Genomic DNA, 20,939 nt, shown 5'->3' on the forward strand with positions numbered 1-20,939 from the left:
CCGCAGCGGCCGACGAACAGAAACGGACCCCTCGTGCTGCCACCAGACACGAGGGGCCCGCTCATACCGCCGGGAGTCGCCCAACCCCCAGCCTGCGCGGCACCCCGTGGCCGTCACACCCCGGGTGCGGTGACCGGTATATGCCCTTCACAAGCGCACGAACACCTCTACGCGCAAGTAGGTTTGCCCAGCGCAATAGAGGCACCCTGCAAGGGAGTTCGGGCAGCCGGGGGAGCTAAGGAATGACCACGACGGGCCGCTGGGCCCGCTTGGCGAGCCGCCCGGCCACCGATCCGAAGATGCGCCCGACGATGCCGTGGGTCGAACCGACCACGATCGCGTCGGCCTCGTACTCCCGCCCCACCTCTTCGAGTTCGTGGCAGATGTCGCCGCCACGCTCGACAAGGATCCAGGGCACCTCGGCCAGATAGTCCGCGCACGCGAGTTCGAGCCCGAGGACCTCGGTCCGGTGGTCCGGCACGTCGACGAAGACGGGCGGCTCACAGCCGGCCCACACCGTGGTGGGCAGCCGGTTGGCGACGTGCACGATGATCAGACCCGAACCGGAACGGTGGGCCATGCCGATGGCGTACGCGAGGGCGCGCTCGCTCGACGTCGAGCCGTCGAAACCGACGACGACACCGTGCTTGAACGCGGGGTCGCAGGACTGACGTGGTTCTTCCGCCGCCAAGGGCTCGGCCGCCGTGTGATCGGCGACAGGGCGCTTGCGGTCCGCGGGTTCCAGAAATTCGTGACCGGCCATGGGATTCTCGGCGTTTTGATCCTCGTGGAGGGACGACGTAATGGGGACGACAGTGTGCGGCGGAGCTGTGTCCGGGAATCATCTTCCCAACCCCATACCCCCAAGGGTACGGCGGCACGCCTCCGTAGCCCACAGCCCGCACCTGCTCCGGACGGGTTCCAGGGAGCATGCACGAGGGGGTGCCCGTAACGCAATGGTTGCTGCCACGTACAGGCTGTTTCCGCAGGGTTCGCCTACATCTCGCCTACGCCGATCGCGATCGCGTACATCTTCCGGACATCATGACCAGTGACCGACCGCTCGAACACGCGTTGAACCCGGTGACCCGTCGTCACAGGGAGCAGCCATGACCTCACCGACCCAGGACTCCGCGACCGACCTCGTCCGCTGGGCGGCGTTCAGCTGCGTTCTGGTCCCCGTGGTGCTCGTCCTCTACGGCACCTCACTGGGCGGCGCGGCCGGTACGGCGCTGGGCCTGGCGGCCGTGACAGGGGTGTGCCGGGTGCTGCTGAGGCAGTCCGAGCGGTGCGCGACCCGCCCGCCGGCCGAGGAGAGCGCGCCGCCCCGGGGGCGGCCCGCCGAGGAGGGCGTCCATTCCCGGGGGCGGCACGGGAGGACCGGTTCCGGCCCCCACCGGGGCGGTCGACACTCCGGCGGAAGTACACCGGTCGACTGACCTGTTTTAGCGCACGCGCCCGATGCTTTTCAGCCAACTTCCGGTAACCGTGCACCCCTTGGCCGAACAACCCCCAAACCCCTGTTCCACCTGCACTGAAAGGGTCCAGCCGGGGCCGCGCACCCTACGCGGATTGGCCACCAGGACGAGGCGCACTTCCCTGCACGCCCCACGAGTGCAACGCTTCGTGATCGAATGCTTTACGCCAAGTTGCCAAGTCGACAATCTGTCGAGTGACCAACTGGTCACCTCGGCATCATGGGACACAGTAGATTCGATCTTGACTGTCTACGGCGGGGGACTCGTGCAGGACCGAGGGGAAACGTGTTGGAGCGACAGACCCGACCAGATAGGGGCGACGCGACCACCGAGGGGGGCTTAGCAGTATGAGCCACGACTCCACTGCCGCGCCGGAAGCCGCGGCCCGGAAACTCTCCGGGCGACGCCGCAAGGAGATCGTCGCGGTGCTGCTGTTCAGCGGCGGCCCCATCTTCGAGAGTTCCATTCCACTTTCGGTGTTCGGGATCGACCGCCAGGACGCCGGCGTACCGCGCTACCGACTGTTGGTGTGCGGCGGAGAAGAGGGTCCGCTGCGGACCACCGGCGGGCTGGAACTGACCGCACCGAACGGCCTGGAAGCGATCGCACGGGCAGGCACGGTCGTCGTGCCCGCCTGGCGTTCGATCACCGCGCCGCCGCCGGAGGAAGCGCTCGACGCACTGCGCCGGGCCCATGAAGAAGGTGCGCGGATCGTAGGCCTGTGCACAGGCGCGTTCGTCCTCGCGGCGGCGGGCCTGCTGGACGGCCGGCCGGCGACGACACACTGGATGTACGCACCGACGCTGGCGAAGCGCTATCCGTCCGTCCATGTCGACCCACGCGAACTCTTCGTGGACGACGGCGACGTACTGACCAGCGCCGGTACGGCGGCAGGCATCGACCTGTGCCTGCACATCGTGCGGACGGACCACGGCAACGAGGCGGCCGGTGCGCTGGCCCGCCGACTGGTGGTCCCACCGCGCCGATCGGGCGGCCAGGAGCGCTACCTCGATCGATCTTTACCAGAGGAGATCGGCGCCGACCCGCTCGCCGAGGTCGTCGCCTGGGCGCTGGAGCACCTCCACGAGCAGTTCGACGTGGAGACGCTGGCGGCACGCGCGTACATGTCCCGTCGTACGTTCGACCGCCGCTTCCGCTCGCTCACGGGAAGCGCGCCGTTGCAGTGGCTGATCACGCAACGCGTCCTGCAGGCCCAGCGTCTCCTGGAGACGTCGGACTACTCGGTGGACGAGGTCGCGGGCCGCTGCGGCTTCCGTTCCCCGGTGGCCCTGCGCGGCCACTTCCGCCGCCAGTTGGGCTCGTCCCCGGCCGCGTACCGCGCGGCGTACCGGGCACGCAGGCCGCAGAGTGAGCGGGTGCAGGAGCCGGACGGAGCGGTGACCGGGGCGCAGGGCGGCCCCGGGGGCATGGGTACGCCGACCACGGCGGGCCAGGGCCACGGACAGCACGGCCCGAACCACGGCCACGACCGCGCCCCGCACCCGGACAGCCCGGTCCCGATCCAGGCCCGCCGCACGGCGAGCTCGGTCGGCCTGTCGGCGGACCACGGGCGGGATCCGTACGCCGGAAACCGCGCGAGCCTGCCGAGCCAGCGGAGCGGCGCGTAACGGCGCGTAACGGCAGGTGGCTTGTGAACGCCGGACGGGCTGGGGGACACCCCCGGCCCGTCCGACACCCCCGGCCCGTCCGACATTTCCGGCCCGGGCGCACCCTCCGGCCCGGGCGCACCCTCCGGCCCGGGTGCGCCAGCCGACCCGGGCGCGCCAGCCGACCCGGGTGCGCCATCCACTTCGGGCGCACCATCCAGCCCCTGCGCGCCATCCGCTCGGGCGCATCCACCCTGGGCGCGCATCCACCCCGAGCGCGCATTCAGCCCGGCGCACCATCCATGCCGGGCGCACCATCCATGCCGGGCGCACCACCCACTCCGGGCGCACCACCCACTCCGGGCGCACCATCCAGCCTCGGGCGCACCACCCATGCCGGGCGCACCATCCAGCCTCGGGCGCACCACCCATGCCGGGTGCACCATCCATCCCCGGCGCACCATTCAGCCCGTCCGGCGTTTGAGGACGAGCGCGTTCAGCGCGACCGGGGGCCTGGGGGCGGAGCCCCCAGCCGAGGCCTACACCGACACCGGGCGCCCAACCCCCCGCAGTAAGGTGAGACGCATGAACGATCGCATGGTGTGGATCGACTGCGAGATGACCGGTCTCTCGCTGTCCGACGACGCGCTCATCGAGGTGGCCGCACTGGTCACCGACTCCGAGCTGAACGTACTCGGCGAGGGGGTGGACATCGTCATCCGTCCGCCCGACTCGGCGCTGGAGACGATGCCGGAGGTGGTGCGGCAGATGCACACCGCGTCCGGACTCCTCGACGAACTGGCCGGCGGTACGACGCTGGCGGACGCCGAGGCACGGGTCCTGGCATATGTGCGCGAGCACGTCAAGGAGCCGGGCAAGGCCCCGCTGTGCGGCAACACGGTCGGCACCGACCGCGGCTTCCTGCTGCGCGACATGGGGACCCTGGAGGCGTACCTCCACTACCGGATCGTGGACGTCAGCTCGGTGAAGGAGCTGGCCCGCCGCTGGTACCCGAGGGCGTACTTCAACAGCCCTGACAAGAACGGCAACCACCGCGCCCTCGCCGACATCCGCGAGTCGATCGCCGAGCTGCGCTACTACCGCGAGGCGATCTTCGTACCGCAGCCCGGCCCGGACTCGGACACGGCCCGCACGATCGCGGCGAAGCACGTCCTGCCCGCGGCGCAGTAGCCGTACGACGGCGACTGCCACAGCGCCTGCGACAGTGCTCGCGACAGCCCCGAGAAAGCCGGGCGCGAGCACCCCTTCGGACCCTGTACACTTTTTCTCGGCCGGTCAGGAAGACCACTCGGACTTCCCAAGCCGGTCATGGTGGGTGTAGCTCAGCTGGTAGAGCACCTGGTTGTGGTCCAGGATGCCGCGGGTTCAAGTCCCGTCACTCACCCTGATCGACTGAGGGGCTGAACCGTGAAAACGGTTCAGCCCCTCAGTCGTATCCCGACTCCCGGGAACATCACGGGAACCGCCCAGGAACACCGCTTCCGCGCCCGTACGTGAACTCCCGTACGCCTGCGAGGTGTTATCCCGCAGGCTCAGGACGACGTACGAGTCATCAGTTCCGTGGGAAGCACCACCTGGCGGCGCTCCAGTACCCGGGATGCCGTCGGGCGGCGGTCCGCGACCTCCTCCAGGAGGAGGTCGATCATGGCCCGGCCCATCTCCACTATCGGCTGGCGGACGCTGGTCAGGGGCGGGTCCATGTGACGGGCGATGGCCGAGTCGTCGTAGCCGACGAGGGCCACGTCCTCCGGGATACGGCGGCCCCGTTCGCGCAGGACCTGGCGGGCGCCCGCCGCCGTCACGTCGGAGCCGGCGAAGACCGCGTCCAGGTCGGGGCAGCGGGACAGGAGTCGGGTCATCGCCCTACGGCCGCCCTCCTCGGTGAAGTCGCCCGGTTCGATCAGGTCCTCGTCCACCTCGTGGCCGGCCGCCTCCAGGGCTTCGCGGTAGCCGTCGACGCGGCGCTGGGCGCCGTACACGTCCAGCCGGCCCGTGATGTGGGCGACCTTGCGGCGGCCCCGGGAGAGGAGGTGTTCGACTGCCTGCCGGCCGCCTCCGTAGTTGTCGGAGTCCACCGAGGTGAGGTTTTCCGCAGCCGACCTCGGGCCGCTGATCACCGCCGGGATCTCCAGCTGGGCCAGCAGGTCGGGAAGCGGGTCGTCCGCGTGGACCGAGACCAGGAGGACGCCGTCGACCCGGTGGGCGGCCAGATACTGGGCGAGGCGCTGGCGCTCCCTGTCGTTGCCCGCGAAGATCAGCAGGAGCTGCATCTCCGTGTCCGAGATCGCGGCGCCCACACCGCGCAGCATGTCGGAGAAGTACGGTTCCGCGAAGAAGCGGGTCTCCGGCTCGGGGACGACGAGCGCGATCGCGTCCGTGCGGTTCGCCGCGAGGGCGCGGGCCGCGGTGTTCGGGACGTAGCCGAGTTCCGCGACCGCCGCCTCGACCGCCGCCCGGGTCACGTCGCTGACCCTCGGTGAGCCGTTGATCACCCGGGAGACCGTGCCACGGCCCACTCCGGCGCGCGCGGCGACCTCTTCGAGGGTCGGCCGCCCGCCACTCCGGCCCCGCACTCCGTGGCCCACCATGGTCCGTCTCCCGTCACCGCTCTGGTCTGCTCTGGAATCTAACAGCACGCTTTGCGGACCGAAGTCCGGCAACAGGCCCAGCGAGACCTGGCGGCACCCCTTCCACGGTCCGCGGGGGATCCCGCGGCGCCCGGGGCTACGTTTCCGGGGTCGGATCCCGGTCGGTTCCCGGCCTTCCGAAGCCTTCCGTTCCGCTTTCAGGAGCTTTAGTTAACAGCCCGATAACCGAAGACACATCCCCGCGTCTCCACCCTTGACACCCCCGCCCAGACCGACGACTCTTCAACACATCACCTGTGGGAGCGCTCCCACGGTACCTGACACATACACATCCCGCACGTTCCCCGCCCGAGCCGCCGCATCAGAACTAACGGGCCCAGCAACGCAGTTGGCCGGGGGGTCGGCACGTCAGGCAACAGGAGGACGCAATGCGCACGAGTACCCGCAGGTCCCGCAGACTGATGACCCTCACGGTCGTCGCCACACTGACGACGGGGCTGCTGGCCGGCTGCGCCGACGACTCGGGCGACGGCTCGTCGAACAGCGGCGGAGGCAACGGCGGAGGCAGTGGCGGCGGCGGCAAGACCGCGCTGACCATCGGCACCTTCGGTGTCTTCGGTTACAAGCAGGCTGGTCTCTACGACGAGTACATGAAACTCCACCCGGACGTCAGCATCAAGGAGAACGTCACCACCAAGACCGACGTGTACTGGCCCAAGACGATCACCCGTCTGCAGGCCGGTTCCGGTGTCGACGACATCCAGGCGATCGAGATCGGCAACGTCGCCGAGGCCGTACAGACACAGGCGGACAAGTTCGTCGACCTCGGCAAGGAGGTCGACAAGTCCCAGTGGCTGGACTGGAAGAACGCCCAGGCCACCACCAAGGACGGCAAGCAGATCGGGCTCGGCACCGACATCGGCCCGATGGCGATCTGCTACCGCAAGGACCTGTTCAAGAAGGCCGGTCTGGAGACGGACCGGACCAAGCTCGCCGCACAGTGGGCGGGCGACTGGTCGAAGTTCGTCGGCGTCGGCAAGGACTACATGAAGAAGGCGCCGAGCGGCACCAAGTTCGTGGACTCCGCTTCCTCGGTCTACAACGCGGCGCTGGGTGGCGGGAGCGAGCGCTACTACGACAAGGACGGCAACGTCATCTGGGACAAGTCCAAGGGCGTGAAGGACGCCTGGGACGCCGCGATGCAGGTGGCGACCAGCAACATGTCGGCGAAGCTGAAGCAGTTCGACAAGCCGTGGGACCAGGGCTTCTCGAACGCCACCTTCGCGACCGTGGCCTGCCCCGCGTGGATGATCGGCTACATCCAGGAGAAGTCCGGTGAGTCCGGCAAGGGCAACTGGGACGTGGCAGCGGCGCCGACCGCGGCCAACTGGGGCGGCGCGTTCCTCGGCGTACCGACGGCCGGCAAGCACCAGAAGGAGGCCATCGCGCTCGCCAAGTGGCTGACGGCCCCCGAGCAGCAGGCGAAGGTCTTCGCCAAGCAGGCGAGCTTCCCGTCGGCCCCGTCGGCGTACGCGACCCTGAAGCCGCAGGCCGCCACCGTCGAGTACTTCTCGAACGCCCCGATCACCGAGATCTACGCGGCGTCGGCCAAGACCATCCCGGTCCAGTACTTCGGCGTCAAGGACCAGCCGATCGGCACCGCGATCACGGACGTCGGCATCATCCAGGTCGAGCAGAAGGGCAAGAGCCCTGAGCAGGGATGGGACGCGGCCAAGAACGAGATCAAGGACGTGCTCGGCCAGTGACCAGCTCCAAGCAGGCTCTCGCGCATCCCGCGCCGAGTGCCGAGACCGCGCCCGGCGACCAGCCGGGCGCGGTCCGGGGCGCTCAAGGTCGCGGTAAGCCGCCTACCGGCCCCGGCTCGTGGCGCAGTCGGCTGTACCGCTGGGACATGAAGGCGTCGCCGTACGCGTTCATCACCCCCTTCTTCCTCGTCTTCGGGGCCTTCGGACTGGTCCCGCTCCTCTACACGGGCTGGTACTCGCTGCACAGCGTGCAGCTGTCCTCGCTGGACAACCAGACCTGGGTGGGCCTGGAGAACTACAAGAACCTGTGGTCCTCGGACTTCTTCTGGAACGCCCTGAAGAACACCTTCACCATCGGTCTGATCTCGACCGTGCCGCAGCTGCTCCTGGCGCTCGGCATCGCGCACCTGCTCAACTACAAGCTGCGCGGCTCGACCCTGTGGCGGGTGGTCATGCTCACCCCGTACGCCACCTCGGTGGCCGCGGCGACGCTGGTCTTCACGCTGCTGTACTCGTGGGACGGCGGCATGATCAACTGGCTGCTGCACTTCGTCGGGGTCGACCCGATCAACTGGCGCGAGTCCGACTGGGGCGGTCAGTTCGCCGTCTCCAGCATCGTGATCTGGCGATGGACCGGCTACAACGCGCTGATCTACCTCGCGGCGATGCAGGCGATCCCCTCCGACCTGTACGAGTCGGCGGCTCTCGACGGCGCGAACCGCTGGCAGCAGTTCCGCCATGTCACGATCCCGATGCTCCGGCCGACGATCCTGTTCACCGTGGTCGTGTCCACCATCGGCGCGACCCAACTCTTCGGTGAGCCCCTGCTGTTCGGCGGGTCCAAGGGCGGCTCCGAGCACCAGTACCAGACGCTCGGTCTGTACATGTACGACCAGGGCTGGATCATCGGCAACCTCGGCAAGGCGTCCGCGATCGCGTGGTCGATGTTCCTGATCCTGCTGATCGTCGCCGCGGTCAACATGCTGATCAACCGACGTCTGAGGAAATCCCAATGACCACAAGTGATCTGACGCTGCCTCAGGCGGACACGGACACGGACACAGAGCCGAAGCCGAAGGACGACAGGGGCTCCCGGCGCCGCCGGATGGTCGGCGCGGGCAAGCAACTGCACGCGGGCCCGGTCACCTACGTCGTCCTGACGGTCTTCTCGCTGGTCTCGCTGGCCCCGCTGCTGTGGACGGCGATCGCAGCCTCCCGCGACAACACCCGGCTCGCCCAGACGCCGCCGCCGCTGTGGTTCGGGGCGAACCTGTTCAAGAACATGCAGGCCGCGTGGGACGAGGTGGGACTCGGCACGGCGATGCTCAACAGCACGCTCGTCGCCGGCGCCATCACGGTCAGTACGGTGCTGTTCTCGACGCTGGCCGGATTCGCCTTCGCCAAGCTGCGGTTCAGGTTCTCCAGCGCGCTGCTCCTGCTGACCATCGGCACGATGATGATCCCGCCGCAGCTCGCCGTCGTACCGCTGTACCTGTGGATGGCCGACCTCGGCTGGTCCAACCAGTTGCAGACCGTGATCCTGCCGACGCTGGTCACCGCCTTCGGTACGTTCTTCATGCGGCAGTACCTGGTGCAGGCGCTGCCCTCCGAGCTGATCGAGGCGGCGCGGGTGGACGGCGCGAACAGCCTGCGCGTGGTGTGGCACGTGGTCTTCCCGGCGGCTCGGCCCGCGATGGCCGTGCTCGGCCTGCTGACCTTCGTGTTCGCCTGGAACGACTTCCTGTGGCCGATCATCGCCCTGAACCAGCAGAACCCGACGGTCCAGGTCGCCCTGAACGGCCTCGGCACCGGTTACGTCCCCGACCAGGCAGTGATCATGGCGGGCGCGCTGCTGGGCACGCTGCCGCTGCTCATCGCCTTCCTCCTGTTCGGCAAGCAGATCGTGGGCGGCATCATGAACGGCGCGATCAAGGGCTGACCCGCACAGGACCTTCGTACGGGACTTTCGTCAGGGACTTTCGTACGGGAACTCTCGGGGGCCGGGTCACCGCCGCCTCGGCCCCCTCGCATTCTCCCCCCACTTCCCTCATCTCCGACCCGTCGGTCTCCACGACCTCCTATGGGAGCGCTTCCATGCCTGAATCCGTTACGCCTGTGACCTTTCCTCCCGCCTTCCTCTGGGGCGCGGCGACCTCCGCGTACCAGATCGAAGGGGCGGTGCGGGAGGACGGCCGCACCCCCTCGATCTGGGACACCTTCAGCCATACGCCGGGCAAGACGGCCGGCGGTGAGCACGGTGACATCGCTGTCGACCACTACCACCGCTACCGCGACGACGTTCAGCTGATGGCCGACCTGGGCCTGACCGCGTACCGCTTCTCCGTCTCCTGGTCGCGGGTGCAGCCGACGGGCCGGGGACCGGCGGTCCAGCGCGGTCTGGACTTCTACCGGCGCCTCGTCGACGAACTGCTCGAACACAACATCAAGCCTGCGGTCACCCTCTACCACTGGGACCTCCCGCAGGAGTTGGAGGACGCGGGCGGCTGGCCGGAGCGGGAGACCGCGCTGCGTTTCGCCGAGTACGCCCAGATCATGGGCGAGGCCCTGGGAGACCGCGTCGAGCAGTGGATCACGCTCAACGAGCCCTGGTGCAGCGCGTTCCTGGGTTACGCCTCGGGTGTGCACGCGCCGGGCCGTACCGAGCCGCTGGCCTCCCTCCGGGCGGCGCATCACCTCAACCTGGCGCACGGGCTGGGCGCTTCAGCCCTGCGGGCGGCGATGCCGGCCCGCAACACGGTCGCGGTGAGCCTCAACTCGTCGGTGGTCAGGCCGCTTTCGCAGACCCCGGAGGACCTGGCCGCCGTCCGGAAGATCGACGACCTGGCCAACGGCGTCTTCCACGGCCCGATGCTGCACGGCGCCTACCCGGAGACCCTGCTCGCCGCCACCTCGTCGATCACCGACTGGTCGTACGTCCTCGACGGTGACCTCGCGCTGATCAACCAGCCGCTGGACGCGCTGGGCCTCAACTACTACACGCCGACGCTGGTGTCGGCGGCCGAGGAGAGGCCGAGCGGCCCGCGTGCCGACGGTCACGGGGCGAGCGACTTCTCGCCGTGGCCGGGGGCGGACGAGGTCCTCTTCCACCAGTCTCCGGGCGAGCGCACGGAGATGGGCTGGTCGATCGACCCGACGGGCCTGCACGACCTGATCATGCGGTACACGAAGGAGGCTCCGGGGCTGCCGATCTACGTCACGGAGAACGGCGCCGCCTACGACGACAAGCCCGAGTCCGACGGCCGCGTCCACGACCCCGAGCGGATCGCCTACCTCCACGGCCATCTGCGGGCGGTCCGGCGCGCGATCGCCGAGGGCGCGGACGTCCGGGGCTACTACCTGTGGTCCCTGATGGACAACTTCGAGTGGGCGTACGGCTACGGCAAGCGTTTCGGCGCGGTGTACGTCGACTACGCGACCCTGGGCCGCACCCCGAAGTCGAGCGCCCTCTGGTACGGCCGCGCGGCCCGCAGCGGCACCCTGCCGCCGACGAACACGGAGTGACCCTCCGGGGGTTGGGCGGGGGTTCTGAACCCGGGTTCTGTATATGGGTTCTGTATACGGGGTCTGAGCGGGGGTTCTGAGTCCGGCCGGGACGCGACACCTGAGGGGGGTGCCGCGCCCCGGCCCGGGCATGTCCCGGGGTATCGACCGACGGCAAGCAGGGCGGCTTCCTCCGTCATCGGCGCCGGTGAGCGGGGGCTCACATGTACGGCCGCACGACAGAGGGACGCCGGAATCGGTATCGGCCAGTACCTTGTGCACGTCGTGCGCCTCGCGGTCGAGCCGGCTGATACGCCGAATCGCCCTGACCACGACCCGGCTACGCCTGCCCCGCCGCTCGGGAGCGGGCATTCACCCCAGCTCTGAAGGACCAGGCACCCTGCCCGGAAACCAGGTGGGAGACGGAGTCGTAGATTCGAATGGAGTTCGCTGCGGGCGCGGACCGGCTGACGGTGTTCTGCACCTGGCACGATGGCCCGCCGCACGTGAAGATCGGCAACTACTGAGCCGCGTACGGCCCTTACGGCCCCCGACGGCTCCTCACGTCCTGGGTGTCAGCGGAACACCGACGGTGGTGGTGCCGGTGAGGCGACCGCCGCCGCGTCCGTGACCGGTACGGCCCCGCCGGTGAAGTCGGTGAGGGCGCGGCCGTGTTCGAGGCGGGCGGGGTACGGGTCGGAGGCGGTACGGCGGGTCAGCTCGGCGATGGGCAACGGGTGCGCGGAGGCGACGAGCACCGCGTTGCCGAACCGTTTCCCCCGCAGCACCGTCGGGTCGGCGATCAGGGCCAGCTCGGGGAAGACGGCACCCGCGGTGGCGATCTGGCCGCGCAGATGTGCGAGGGGTGGTCCGTCGGCGAGATTGGCGGCGTAACAGCCCGCGTCGTTCACGACCCTGCGTACGTCGGTCAGGAACTCGACCGACGTCAGATGGGCCGGGGTGCGCGCCCCGCTGAACACGTCCGCTATGACCAGGTCGGCCCAGCCGTCGGGGACCTTCGCGAGGCCCTCGCGGGCGTCGGTGGAGCGCACCCGGATCCGGGCGTTCGGGTCCAGCGGCAGCTCACGGCGGACCAGTTGGACGAGGGCCGCGTCCCGTTCGACGGCCTGCTGGGTGGACCGGGGGCGGGTCGCGGCGACGTACCGGGCGAGGGTGAGGGCGCCGCCGCCGAGGTGCACGACCTGCACGGGCTTGCCGGGCGGGGCGACGAGGTCGATCACATGGCCGAGGCGGCGCTGGTACTCGAAGGAGAGGTACGCCGGGTCGTCGAGGTCGACGTGGGACTGCGGGGCGCCGTCGATGAGCAGTGTCCAGGCACGCGCCCGGTCCCGGTCGGGGATCAGCTCGGCGAGCCCGCCGTCGACCGTCTCGACGACTGCCTCGACGGCCGACTGTCCGCGCCGCGCGTTTCTGGACTTTCCCATTCCCCCATTATCGGGGTGGGTGAACACCTCGGCCGTACGACGGTCGCGGCAGGTCAGCGACGGTTGTCGGCGGCCTCGATGAGCCGCGCCGCCTCACCGAGCGCCGCGCGGAGCACCGCCGGGTCGGTGGCCAGGTCCGCGTCCCCGGGCGGGAGCAGCCAGTCCGAGCCCTCCATGGGGGGCGCGGGATCGGGGACCGCGAGGCTCAGGCCACGCCCGTTGGTCTCCGTGCAGGTGCTGCCCGGGACGTCCCAGGCGGCGGCGGTGCCCGGCGGGACGAGGAAGCCGAGGGTGTCGCAGCCGTCGTCGTGCAGTACGGGGCCGACCGCGTCGCCGGCTCCCCGGCGCAGGATGTCCACCGCCTCCAGCCCCTGCCGCGCCGGAACCGTCACCAGATCACAGTTGGGCGCCGCGTTTGACGCCGACGATGCGGGCAACGCGATTGATGTGTGCGCCCTGACCGGCGTACACGGATCGATGCTTGGGCTGATCTCCATCCCGACCTCCACCACGGAACCCCTCCTGAAACGAACGGGTCGGGAGTTCGGGTGGCTCCCGGTCCATCCGGTTCAACGCGCCACAGCGTCAACGGCTACGGCAAAGACCGCTGCAAAGGATGGCAGTTCATGGCGGATCGTGGATGAGATATCCGGTTTGTAGCCAAACCCCGCATGGCGGGTCGTGCGCAGCCGGTACGTTCTTGCCCGCCGGAAACAGGACGTCCGATGGATAACTGTTCCAACTCGTCAGGAATCCGGCACGGTTCGACGGTTCGCAGAGAGGGCCCGGCCATGACGTCGTCAGCAGTGACCTCGTCGGAGGCCCCCCGGCCACCACGGCCGAACCTCGCCTTTCGGCAGTTGCGCGGACAGCGCTCTCCGGGCGAGTTCGCCGCGGCGGTACGGCGGGCCGCCCGCGAGATCGGGGAGCGGGTCAGCTGTGACGCGCGTTACGTCGGTCGGGTCGAGGCGGGTGAGATCCGCTGTCCCAACTACGCGTACGAGCGGGTGTTCCTGCACATGTTCCCCGGCCGGACACTGGCCGACCTGGGGTTCGCGCCCCGCTCGTCGGTACGCGGACGCGGGGCGCGCGACACGGAGGACACGCCCCCCGTGCCCACCGCGAGCCCGACGTACGACAGCGGTGAGACGCCGGGGGCGGATGAGCCGTATGAGATGCAGGACGCGCAGGACCCGTACGGAACGCACGACAACTACGAGGAGAGCGACGTGCTGCGTCGCGCATTCATGACGGGCGGTGCCACAGCGGCAGCCGCCTCCCTGAGCCCCTTCGGGTTCACCTACGAAGCGTCGGCCTCGGCCGCGGGTCGTCCCGTGCGCCGCGTCGGAGCCGGTGAGGCGGGGGCCCTGGAAGAGGCGGTACGCCGCATCAGACTGCTCGACGACCGGCACGGCGCCGACGGCCTCTACCGGCGCGCGGCGGAACCACTGCGGGCCGCCTACGAACTGCTGGACGCGGGCGCGGTACGGCAGTCCACCGCCGACCGGCTGCACTCGGGCGCCGGTGAACTCGCCATCTCCGTGGGCTGGCTGGCGCACGACTCGGGCCGCTTCGACGACGCGCGTTCGCACTACGCGGAGGCGCTGGCGACCGCCCGAGTGTCCGGGGACGCGGCCCTGGAGGCGCATGCCTTCTGCAACACCGCGTTCCTCGCGCGTGACTCGGGGCGGCCACGCGAGGCGGTCAGAGCGGCGCAGGCCGCGCAGCGCGTGGCACGGCCCCTGGGCTCACCCCGGCTGATGTCGCTGCTGGCGCTGCGCGAGGCGGGCGGCTGGGCGGGGCTCGCCGACCGCGCCGGCTGCGAACAGGCCCTGGCGCGGGCCCAGTCGCTGTTCGAACGCGGTCCGTCCGAGGCCGACCCCGAGTGGATGAGCTTCTACGGGGAGGCCGAGCTGGAGGGCCTGGAGGCGCAGTGCTGGTCGACGCTGGGCGACTGGCCCCGGGCGGCTCGGCACGCCCGCCGCGCGGCCCATCTGCAGAACCCGCACTTCACCAGGAACATCGCCCTGTACACGGCCGAACTCACCGACGACCTGGCACGCGGTGGCCACCCGGACGAGGCGGCGGTCGCGGGTATGCGTGTCCTGGACCTGCTGGACGAGGTCCAGTCCTCCCGCATCCAGACGATGCTGGCGGCCACGGCGAGGGTGCTTCTGCCTCACCGGCGGGCTTCGGGGGTCTCGGCGTTCCTGGAGAGGCATGCGAGTCTGCCGCGCACGGCCTGAGGCTTGTCCCCGGCTGCGGGCCCGTGGGGGCTGGTCGGGCAGTTCCCCGCGCCCCTTAAGGGCGCTCCAGGTGACCCTGGTCGTTCCAGGTTTCCACGGCCGGCTCGCCGTAGGCCCATCCCAGCACCGACAGTGATGTCGGGTTCAGTCTGATGCGGGCCGCGAAGTCGATCGGCTGGCCGAGCCAGCGCGCCCCGATCGACCTGAGTATGTGGCCGTGGGCGAACACCAGTACGTCGCGCTCGGCCGACCGTGCCCACGCGACCACCTCGTCCGCGCGCGCGGTGACCGCCTCCAGGCTCTCGCCCCCGGGGACCCCGTCCCGCCAGATCAGCCACCCGGGCCGGACGGCCTGGATCTGGGCCGGGGTCATGCCCTCGTACGCCCCGTAGTCCCACTCCATGAGCGTGTCCCACCCGGTCGCACGCTCGGCGAACCCGGCGATCTCGCACGTCTCCCGCGCGCGTGCCAGCGGACTCGTGCGCACCTCGACCCCGGGGAGCCCGTCGAAGGGCGCCCGGTGCAGCCGTTCGCCGAGCAGCTTGGCACCGCGCCGTCCCTCGTCGAGAAGGGGGACGTCGGTCCTGCCGGTGTGCCTGCCGGACAGCGACCACTCCGTCTGTCCGTGCCGGGCCAGCAGGATGCGCGATGCCATGAGGACCCCTTCCGGGGGGAGACGGTGAGCGTGGCAAATGAGGCGAGAGACGAACGAAAGGGGACGCCGAAGCGAATCAGGGGTACCGAATGGCGGAAAAGCAAGGCGGAACCCCTCCATCATCGCGCACGCTGTCGGGGGGCAACCGGGGGGTCGATCTTTGCGTCTTGGGACAGGGGCGCCGCCCAGCGCGTTCACGTACACCGTAAAATCGGACGAACCGCAGGCCACCGACGACCGGAGGCGCAGCTCAACGGGAACACAGAGTGGGAGAAACGATCGGATGCCGCGGACCGACAGTGCACGGACCGAGACAGGCCCACCCTCCCGGCTCCGCTGGTGGACCGAGCTGCCGCTGCTCCTGCTCGTCTACGCGTGCTACTCGGGCGGACGCCTGCTGGTGCGGGGCAACGAGTCGACCGCCGTGGACCACGGCCTGGCGATCCTCCGGTTCGAGAAGGCGCTGCGGCTGAACGCCGAGCATCCGCTCAACCGGCTGTTCACCCGCGAGCCCTGGATCGGCGTACCGGCGGACTTCTGGTACGCGTCGCTGCACTACCTCGTCACCCCGGCCATCCTGATCTGGCTCTTCCGGTCCCATGCCGTCCGCTACCGGGCGGCCCGCACCTGGCTGATGGCCTCGACGTTCATCGGCCTGGTCGGCTTCACCCTGCTGCCCACCTGCCCGCCCCGTCTGCTGGACGCCGGTCACGGCTTCGTCGACACGATGGCCCAGTACAGCTCGTACGGCTGGTGGGGCGGCGAGGCGAGTGCGCCGCGCGGGCTCGGCGGTATGACGAACCAGTACGCGGCGATGCCGAGTCTGCACGTCGGCTGGTCCCTGTGGTGCGGGGTGATGCTGTGGCGGTACGGCGGTACGCGCACCACCAAGGTCCTGGCCGTCGCTTATCCGACGATCACGACGATCGTGGTGATGGGCACCGCGAACCACTACTTCCTCGACGCCGTCGCGGGTGCGGCCGTGATGGGCCTCGGCCTGCTGCTGGCACCGCTCGTCATCCGGAACGCGGACCGGGTGAGGGTGTGGATCACGGCTCGCGCCACGCCCGTCGGGGCGCGCTCTCGTGGCGCGGAGGCCCCGATTGTCAGTGGTGAATGCCAGACTTCCCCGCGTGAGCGAATTCCAAGGCAGCGCGAGTCCGTCTTCGGGCCGGTTCCCGGACCCGGGGCCGGACCAGGGGCCGAGCCGGGTGCCGCTTCCGCGGACGCGGGGGACGGCGCTGCGGCAGCGGCTCGCTGAGCTGCGCGGTCCCTCGGTCCCGCCGAAGGCACTGGACGCGCGTGCCCTCGCGGCCCTCGCCGCCAACCCCGGGTGCAGAAGGCGCGCGATCCTGGACGGCGCGGGGGTGAACAAGGCGACGCTGGCGAGCGCGCTGGGCTCACCGTCCGCCTTCGGACAGTCCCAGTTCGCCCTGGCGCGCGGCAACACCTTCGAGGCCCGGGTCAAGGCCGACGGGGGCGCAGAGCTGCTCCGGCTGGTGCACGAGAATCTGGACCCGGGTGCCCCGGCGCCGGTGGAGGCCGAGGTCCCCGACCTCACGGCGACCGGACCGGAGGGCCGCACCGCGAGGACGGCACTGGCCCTGCGTGAGGCCACGACGGCTAGGGCCGGCACCGGTGCCGGTGGCTGGACGTTCCTCGACCACCCCATGCTCGCCCTCGACGTCGCGGGCTCCCCGGCCTTCCTGGAGCCGGACGCGGTGGTCGTGCACCCGGACGGCAGCTGGACGGTCGTGGAGATCAAGTCCTTCCCGATGCTGGACGGTTCGGCGGACCCCGCGAAGGTGGGCGCGGCGGCCCGCCAGGCCGCGGTGTACGTGCTGGCCCTGGAGGAGGTCGCCGCCCGGCTCTCACAGGGCGGCGATCCGGCGCCGGTCGTGCGCCATCGTGTGCTGCTGGTCTGCCCGAAGGACTTCTCCAACCTTCCGGCGGCGTCCGCGGTCGACGTCCGTAAACAGCGCGCGGTGACCGGCCGCCAGCTGTCCCGGCTGACCCGTATCGAGGACATCGCCGACACCCTCCCCGAGGGCACCTGCTTCGCCCCGGACCTGCCCGCCGCCGAACTGACAGCGGCGGTCGAGTCGGTGCCCGCCGAGTACGCGCCGGAGTGCCTGTCCGCGTGCGAGCTGGCCTTCCACTGCCGTGACCGTTCCCGCGCGCGGGGCGCGGTGACGTCCCTGGGCCGTTCGGTACGGGCCGAACTGGGCGCCCTGACCACGGTCGACGACGTCCTGTCGGCGGCCCACGGCCGGTCCGGTGACCCCCAGGACCCGACCGTGGGCGCGCTGCGCAGAGCGGCGGCCCTGCGCGCGGAGGCGCTGCGCGACGCCGAACTCGCTTCTCCGAATCCGGAGTCGGAGCCTGCGTCGGAGTCGGCATCGGCGTCGGGTCTGCGGCTGGAGTCGGGGGGCGCCGGATGTCGTTGATCGCCACCCTCGCCCGTCTCGAAGCCGTCAGCACCGGTCGCGCCCAGCCCGCCGCCACCGTCCGGCACCGCCATCTGTCGGAGCGGCCCCTCGTCCTCGTGCCGCTCATCACCGCCGGTGAGGCCGGGGCTCCGCTGGGCGCGCTGGTCGGCGACGACCGGGACGCGCCGCGGCTGCTCGTCGTACCGCAACCACGCGACCGCGACCTCAGGTTCGCGTTCCTCGCCGAACTGGCCGACGTCGTCCTGCCGTTCATCGACTCCCACGCCGACGCCGTGGAGGCCGCGGAGCGCGGCGAGACCGACCCGGAGACCGGCAAGCGGGTCAAGGTCGAGGTCGAACTGTGCTCGGACGCACCCCAGTTGATCGTCCCGAGCCGCGCCGGCATCGAGCTCGTACGGCTGCTGGGACGCTCGATGCGCTTTCGGCGTACGGCGGAACAGGACCCGGAGACGCCGCATCCCGCGCCGCCCCGGGTGCCGTTGCTCGGCCGCTGGTTCACGCACTACGGGGAGCGGGCCCGGGTCCCCGGCTCCGCCCTCCTCCTGGCGCTGACGGACGTGTTGTCGCGGCACTGGGCGACCGGGCAGTCCACGCTGGAGGACCAGCACCTGGGTGCGCTGCTCGCCTGGATCGACCCGCCGGACGGTGTGTCGGGCGCCGAGGCGGCGCTGCGGGCCGAGTTGGCGCGGGACGCCAAGGGGCAGCTGCTGTGTCCGCCGGCCGGTCCGGCGACCGACCCCGCGTTCGACAACAAACTGCTCGCACCCGCGATCGAGAACTACAACCGCGCACGGACCGCGCTCTCCGCCGCCGAGGACGGCGAGTCGGCGGACGACCGGCTCGGTGAACTCACCGCCGCCGAGCGTGACATCCGCGCCCTCGTCGAGAGCCGTACGCGGCCCACCTGGGACGCGGTGTGGCGCGGCCTCGACCTGCTGCGGGCACTGCCGGAGGGTGCCCACGCGGCCGACCGGTGGACACGCGACCGCTGGTCGTTCACCGGCCACCGCGACCGGGTCACCGCGGGCGAGCCCCCGCAGCCGCGCCGCGACGACGCGGTGACGGCGGCGAACAAGCTGGCCACGCGGGAGCGCGAGCAGGCCCGTCTGGAGGCCCAGGAGGCCCTGGACGACCCGCTGGTGATGGCGGGCCGGCGGCTGGCCGGGGAGGCGTTCGCGGGCGAGGTCACGGACGTCGTCATGACGTACAGCGAGGGCAAGCGGCCGAGCCCGCGCCCGCTGGTCACCGTCCGCACGGACGACCGCCCGCAGCTCGGAGGGCGGGTGAAGGTGTACCGCTCGCTGGGCGGCAAGCCGCAGGCGGCGGAGTTCGTGGGCCATGAGGACGGTCCGGGCGACGAGGGTTCGGTGATCGTGCTGCGGGTGGTCGACAAGATGGGCCGGGGCAAGGAGCCGGAGGCCGGGTCGGTGCCCGAGAAGGGGGACCTCGTCTGCTTCACGCTCTTCGAGCACGAGCAGCGGGGCGGCGCGAAGCTCCCCGACGCGGACCAGACACCGTGGACCCACGGCGGGCCTCCGGGCGAGGAAGCGACGCCGACGCTGCCGGCAGCCGACCCGGTGACGGAAGAGGATGTGCTGTGAACGCCGCTCACACCCCGCGGGCCGCCTTCGACCCCGGAGCCGCAGCCGGCCGGGCCACCGACGCGATCCTCCACGACACGCTGCACGGCACGCACCGCGGAGTCGTCGTCGACTCGCCGCCCGGGGCCGGGAAGTCCACCCTCGTGGTCCGGGCCGCCCTCGAACTGGCGGATGCAGGGCGCCCGTTGATGGTCATCGCGCAGACGAACGCCCAGGTCGACGACCTCGTCGCCCGTCTCGCCGAGAAGAACCCCGAGCTGCCGGTGGGCCGTCTGCACAGCAGTGACACCGACCCGTACGACAAGGCGCTGGACGACCTGCCGAACGTACGGAAGTCCGCGAAGGCCGCCGAGCTGGCCGGCCTGGACGTGGTCATCTCCACTGCCGCCAAGTGGGCCCACGTCAAGGTCGACGAGCCGTGGCGGCACGCGATCGTGGACGAGGCGTACCAGATGCGCTCGGACGCGCTGCTCGCCGTCGCCGGACTGTTCGAGCGGGCCCTGTTCGTGGGCGACCCGGGTCAGTTGGACCCCTTCTCGATCGTCGGCGCGGAGCAGTGGGCAGGTCTGTCGTACGACCCGTCGGCCTCGGCCGTCACGACGTTGCTGGCCCACAACCCCGAGCTGCCGCAGCACCGGCTGCCGGTGTCCTGGCGGCTCCCGGCCTCGGCCGCGCCGCTCGTCTCGGCCGCCTTCTACCCGTACACCCCGTTCCGTAGCGGCACCGGCCACGGCGACCGGCGGCTCGCGTTCGCGGTCCCGTCGGACGGCTCGACTCCGGACCGGGTGCTCGACGAGGCCGCCGAATCGGGCTGGGGCCTGCTGGAACTCCCCGCCAGGCACACCCCTCGTACGGACCCGGAGGCGGTCCGCGCGGTCGCCATGGTCGTACGCCGCATGCTGGACCGGGGCGGCGCGGCCACGTCGGAACGCGGACCCGAGCCGACCCCCCTCACGGCCGACCGGATCGCGGTCGGCACGGCGCACCGGGACCAGGCGGCGGCGGTCCGGGCGGCGCTCGCCGAGCTGGGCGTCCCGGACGTCACCGTGGACACGGCGAACCGGCTCCAGGGACGGGAGTTCGACGTGACGGTGGTCCTGCACCCCCTGTCGGGCCGCCCAGACGCCACCGCCTTCCACCTGGAGACGGGCCGCCTCTGCGTCCTCACCTCCAGACACCGGCACGCGTGCGTGGTGGTGTGCCGGGCGGGCGTGACCGAACTCCTGGACGACCATCCGTCGACGGAGCCGGTGCAGCTGGGCGTGACGGTGAAGTTCCCCGACGGCTGGGAGGCGAACCACGCGGTGCTCTCGCAACTGTCCGAGCACCGGGTGACCTGGCGTCCCTGACCCCCGCTCCGGCGCCTGTCCGACACCGGCAGAAACCTCCCCCCAACCACCGGACGGAGTCCGGCCCGCCGCCGGGGGCGGCCGATAGTTACAGCCCCGGACGGCTGGGAGGCGAACCACGCGGTGCTCTCACAGCTGTCCGAGCACCGGGTGACCTGGCGTCCCTGACCCCCGCTCCGGCGCCTGTCCGGCAGCCGAGCGGAGAGCCCCGCCCAACCACCGGACGGAGTCC

17 protein-coding genes and 1 tRNA gene are annotated in these 20,939 nt (G+C 70.8%); 13 read left to right on the forward strand and 5 right to left on the reverse strand.

The features are described from left to right. Positions 1 to 235: 235 nt before the first annotated feature. Entirely contained in the window at positions 236 to 763 is a 528-nt protein-coding gene (locus tag QA861_RS40780) for a universal stress protein (protein ID WP_006376589.1), read from the reverse strand. 346 nt (positions 764 to 1,109) lie between these two features. On the opposite strand from QA861_RS40780, the gene QA861_RS40785 reads away from it, so the two are divergent. From QA861_RS40785 to QA861_RS40800, 4 genes are all read left to right on the forward strand, one after another. Next, entirely contained in the window at positions 1,110 to 1,439 is a 330-nt protein-coding gene (locus QA861_RS40785) for a hypothetical protein (RefSeq protein ID WP_334593924.1), read from the forward strand. A 386-nt stretch (positions 1,440 to 1,825) separates the two neighbouring features. Next, on the forward strand, positions 1,826 to 3,106 hold the full coding sequence (locus tag QA861_RS40790; protein ID WP_334593926.1) for a helix-turn-helix domain-containing protein: 1,281 nt from the start codon (positions 1,826 to 1,828) through the stop codon (positions 3,104 to 3,106). A gap of 564 nt (positions 3,107 to 3,670) precedes the next feature. Beyond that, positions 3,671 to 4,276, forward strand: coding sequence for an oligoribonuclease (gene orn / locus QA861_RS40795; protein WP_334593927.1), 606 nt, complete (start codon positions 3,671 to 3,673; stop codon positions 4,274 to 4,276). A 141-nt stretch (positions 4,277 to 4,417) separates the two neighbouring features. Beyond that, positions 4,418 to 4,490, forward strand: a tRNA-His gene (locus QA861_RS40800). Between the two features lie 148 nt (positions 4,491 to 4,638). On the opposite strand, the gene QA861_RS40805 is transcribed toward QA861_RS40800, so the two are convergent. Then, positions 4,639 to 5,694: a LacI family DNA-binding transcriptional regulator gene (locus QA861_RS40805; protein ID WP_334593928.1), complete on the reverse strand. Its 1,056-nt coding sequence runs from the start codon at positions 5,692 to 5,694 to the stop codon at positions 4,639 to 4,641. Between the two features lie 428 nt (positions 5,695 to 6,122). Here QA861_RS40805 and QA861_RS40810 point away from each other — a divergent pair, with 428 nt between their 5' ends. From QA861_RS40810 to QA861_RS40825, 4 genes are all read left to right on the forward strand, one after another. Then, positions 6,123 to 7,460 (forward strand): ABC transporter substrate-binding protein, encoded by a 1,338-nt coding sequence (locus QA861_RS40810; RefSeq protein ID WP_334593929.1) that lies wholly within the window; start codon positions 6,123 to 6,125, stop codon positions 7,458 to 7,460. Continuing rightward, the gene (locus tag QA861_RS40815; protein ID WP_334593930.1) at positions 7,457 to 8,476 is read left to right on the forward strand and encodes a carbohydrate ABC transporter permease; all 1,020 of its coding nucleotides are present in this window, start codon (positions 7,457 to 7,459) and stop codon (positions 8,474 to 8,476) included. The genes QA861_RS40810 and QA861_RS40815 overlap by 4 nt, the downstream gene beginning before the upstream one ends. Next, positions 8,473 to 9,399: a carbohydrate ABC transporter permease gene (locus QA861_RS40820; RefSeq protein ID WP_334593931.1), complete on the forward strand. Its 927-nt coding sequence runs from the start codon at positions 8,473 to 8,475 to the stop codon at positions 9,397 to 9,399. Before QA861_RS40815 ends, QA861_RS40820 begins: the two co-directional genes overlap by 4 nt. A 155-nt stretch (positions 9,400 to 9,554) precedes the next feature. Continuing rightward, the gene (locus QA861_RS40825) at positions 9,555 to 10,982 is read left to right on the forward strand and encodes a GH1 family beta-glucosidase (protein ID WP_334593932.1); all 1,428 of its coding nucleotides are present in this window, start codon (positions 9,555 to 9,557) and stop codon (positions 10,980 to 10,982) included. 554 nt (positions 10,983 to 11,536) lie between these two features. Here the strand turns inward: QA861_RS40825 and QA861_RS40830 are convergent. Then, the gene (locus QA861_RS40830) at positions 11,537 to 12,406 is read right to left on the reverse strand and encodes a spermidine synthase (protein WP_334593933.1); all 870 of its coding nucleotides are present in this window, start codon (positions 12,404 to 12,406) and stop codon (positions 11,537 to 11,539) included. Positions 12,407 to 12,459: 53 nt separating this feature from the next. Then, positions 12,460 to 12,918, reverse strand: coding sequence for a hypothetical protein (locus QA861_RS40835; protein WP_334593935.1), 459 nt, complete (start codon positions 12,916 to 12,918; stop codon positions 12,460 to 12,462). Positions 12,919 to 13,197: 279 nt separating this feature from the next. Between QA861_RS40835 and QA861_RS40840 the strand changes: the two genes are divergently transcribed. Continuing rightward, positions 13,198 to 14,652 carry an NsdA family TPR-like regulatory protein gene (locus tag QA861_RS40840; RefSeq protein ID WP_334593937.1) on the forward strand — a complete coding sequence of 485 codons (1,455 nt, stop codon included), beginning with the start codon at positions 13,198 to 13,200 and terminating at the stop codon, positions 14,650 to 14,652. A gap of 55 nt (positions 14,653 to 14,707) precedes the next feature. Here QA861_RS40840 and QA861_RS40845 read toward each other — a convergent pair whose 3' ends face one another. Next, on the reverse strand, positions 14,708 to 15,307 hold the full coding sequence (locus QA861_RS40845) for a histidine phosphatase family protein (protein WP_334593938.1): 600 nt from the start codon (positions 15,305 to 15,307) through the stop codon (positions 14,708 to 14,710). A gap of 283 nt (positions 15,308 to 15,590) precedes the next feature. Between QA861_RS40845 and QA861_RS40850 the strand changes: the two genes are divergently transcribed. Genes QA861_RS40850 through QA861_RS40865 form a run of 4 tightly spaced genes read left to right on the forward strand, consistent with a single transcriptional unit; the run spans position 15,591 to position 20,707 of the window. Then, on the forward strand, positions 15,591 to 16,568 hold the full coding sequence (locus QA861_RS40850) for a phosphatase PAP2 family protein (protein ID WP_334593939.1): 978 nt from the start codon (positions 15,591 to 15,593) through the stop codon (positions 16,566 to 16,568). Next, the gene (locus tag QA861_RS40855) at positions 16,519 to 17,754 is read left to right on the forward strand and encodes a hypothetical protein (RefSeq protein ID WP_334593940.1); all 1,236 of its coding nucleotides are present in this window, start codon (positions 16,519 to 16,521) and stop codon (positions 17,752 to 17,754) included. Before QA861_RS40850 ends, QA861_RS40855 begins: the two co-directional genes overlap by 50 nt. After that, positions 17,745 to 19,358, forward strand: a complete 1,614-nt coding sequence (locus QA861_RS40860; RefSeq protein ID WP_334593941.1) for a hypothetical protein — start codon at positions 17,745 to 17,747, stop codon at positions 19,356 to 19,358. Before QA861_RS40855 ends, QA861_RS40860 begins: the two co-directional genes overlap by 10 nt. Then, a complete protein-coding gene (locus QA861_RS40865; protein ID WP_334593942.1) occupies positions 19,355 to 20,707 on the forward strand; it encodes an AAA domain-containing protein in 1,353 nt (450 codons plus the stop codon). The genes QA861_RS40860 and QA861_RS40865 overlap by 4 nt, the downstream gene beginning before the upstream one ends. Positions 20,708 to 20,939: the final 232 nt, after the last annotated feature.

Origin of the sequence: Streptomyces sp. B21-083 (assembly GCF_036898825.1) — a bacterium.
In the GTDB taxonomy this organism is placed as follows: domain Bacteria; phylum Actinomycetota; class Actinomycetes; order Streptomycetales; family Streptomycetaceae; genus Streptomyces.

Bases quoted from the DNA above. Each gene is read 5' to 3' on its own strand.
- QA861_RS40840 (WP_334593937.1), top strand. From the start codon at position 13,198: ATGACGTCGTCAGCAGTGACCTCGTCGGAGGCCCCCCGGCCACCACGG.
- QA861_RS40785 (WP_334593924.1), top strand. From the start codon at position 1,110: ATGACCTCACCGACCCAGGACTCCGCGACCGACCTCGTCCGCTGGGCG.
- orn (WP_334593927.1), top strand. From the start codon at position 3,671: ATGAACGATCGCATGGTGTGGATCGACTGCGAGATGACCGGTCTCTCG.
- QA861_RS40780 (WP_006376589.1), bottom strand. From the start codon at position 763: ATGGCCGGTCACGAATTTCTGGAACCCGCGGACCGCAAGCGCCCTGTC.
- QA861_RS40805 (WP_334593928.1), bottom strand. From the start codon at position 5,694: ATGGTGGGCCACGGAGTGCGGGGCCGGAGTGGCGGGCGGCCGACCCTC.
- QA861_RS40790 (WP_334593926.1), top strand. From the start codon at position 1,826: ATGAGCCACGACTCCACTGCCGCGCCGGAAGCCGCGGCCCGGAAACTC.
- QA861_RS40860 (WP_334593941.1), top strand. From the start codon at position 17,745: ATGTCGTTGATCGCCACCCTCGCCCGTCTCGAAGCCGTCAGCACCGGT.
- QA861_RS40830 (WP_334593933.1), bottom strand. From the start codon at position 12,406: ATGGGAAAGTCCAGAAACGCGCGGCGCGGACAGTCGGCCGTCGAGGCA.
- QA861_RS40810 (WP_334593929.1), top strand. From the start codon at position 6,123: ATGCGCACGAGTACCCGCAGGTCCCGCAGACTGATGACCCTCACGGTC.
- QA861_RS40850 (WP_334593939.1), top strand. From the start codon at position 15,591: ATGCCGCGGACCGACAGTGCACGGACCGAGACAGGCCCACCCTCCCGG.
- QA861_RS40820 (WP_334593931.1), top strand. From the start codon at position 8,473: ATGACCACAAGTGATCTGACGCTGCCTCAGGCGGACACGGACACGGAC.
- QA861_RS40845 (WP_334593938.1), bottom strand. From the start codon at position 15,307: ATGGCATCGCGCATCCTGCTGGCCCGGCACGGACAGACGGAGTGGTCG.
- QA861_RS40825 (WP_334593932.1), top strand. From the start codon at position 9,555: ATGCCTGAATCCGTTACGCCTGTGACCTTTCCTCCCGCCTTCCTCTGG.